Origin of the sequence: Moorena sp. SIO4E2 (assembly GCF_010671945.1) — a bacterium.
In the GTDB taxonomy this organism is placed as follows: domain Bacteria; phylum Cyanobacteriota; class Cyanobacteriia; order Cyanobacteriales; family Coleofasciculaceae; genus Moorena; species Moorena producens.
In genome coordinates, this window is the sequence record NZ_JAAHIE010001369.1 from 1 (window position 1) to 1131 (window position 1131).

The following is a 1131-nucleotide window of genomic DNA, read 5'->3' on the forward strand; positions in this document are numbered from 1 at the left end:
CCAGGCAATTTCAGGCACCACAAAGTCTGAATTATAGCTCATTTGACCCGAGTCTAGGCCATAGTCTGACACTAGGGTGTGTTTTCAAAGTTTTCCGCAAGATATTAGATCCCCCCCAGCCCCCCTTATTAAGGGGGGAGCCATACTCAAAGTCCCCCTTTTTTAAGGGAAACGGGGGTACTCGGAGTTTGAAGACACGCCCTAGGCTTCCTGATCTGGGGGAAAAGGTTTCATAGGTCTTATTTACCTTCGGGCTATAGTTCCTGATCTGCTAACCCAAGCCACATCTCCGACGATTTTACGGCAACCACCGAGTATGGCAACTAGACCTTAATAATTGGCTAGACTTTCCCTATCACTCTATTTTCGACAAACTCGATTGAGCAGTAACGTTTTGATGAGGAATGGATAACCATGACCATTAATACCGCCAAGCTGGAGACCATTATCCAAAATTTTGTCACCAGCACCAGTGAGGTTCAAGGAGCTGCTTTAGTTTCTCCTGATGGGCTGCCTATAGCATCCAGTTTACCGAGCGAGATGGATGAAGAACGAGTATCAGCCATGTCAGCTGCTATGTTATCCCTAGGTGAACGGATTGGCTCGGAATTGTCCAGAGGCATTCTAGACCGCATTTTCGTAGAAGGTAATAAAGGTTATGGCATACTAACCAACTGTGGCGAGTATGCGGTTCTATTAGTCTTAGCCACCAAGGCAGCTAAACAGGGGGTGCTGATGCTGGAAATCAAGCGGGTGATTCCAGATTTGAAGGCTGCCTTAGAGCCTCACCAGAGCATACCAGGAATTTATGAAACAAAACTCTAGCTAAAGTGCCACAGCAACGATCTGAAAGGTTGCCACTGCTTAGATTAGGGTGGGTTAATTTTATCTTGACCAATAATTGAATATAATATATAATAATGATTTTGGTAAAAATGGTAGCTGTTATTTGAATAATTTAAGAAATCCTTTTGATTTTAGGTAACTCAATATACCTATCGTATTAGGGCGTGTCATCAAATAGGTGTCAATCCAGTTTAAAATAGATAAATTCTTGGCGAGTTGAGTAATTTCAGGAGTGGTACAATGACGCGCCGCTATGCTTTGCGGAATGACCAGTGGGAACGCATC

General features: G+C 43.8%; 2 protein-coding genes. One reads left to right on the forward strand and one right to left on the reverse strand.

Features of this window, described 5'->3' with window-relative positions:
• Positions 1-414 precede the first annotated feature (414 nt).
• Entirely contained in the window at positions 415-825 is a 411-nt protein-coding gene (locus F6K37_RS43750; RefSeq protein WP_008181985.1) for a roadblock/LC7 domain-containing protein, read from the forward strand.
• A gap of 120 nt (positions 826-945) precedes the next feature.
• On the opposite strand, the gene F6K37_RS43755 is transcribed toward F6K37_RS43750, so the two are convergent.
• The coding region (locus F6K37_RS43755) for a hypothetical protein (RefSeq protein ID WP_287257393.1) at positions 946-1131 on the reverse strand (186 nt) is incomplete at its 5' end.

Coding starts and splice junctions, on each gene's coding strand:
- F6K37_RS43750 (WP_008181985.1), top strand. CDS start 415: ATGACCATTAATACCGCCAAGCTGGAGACCATTATCCAAAATTTTGTC.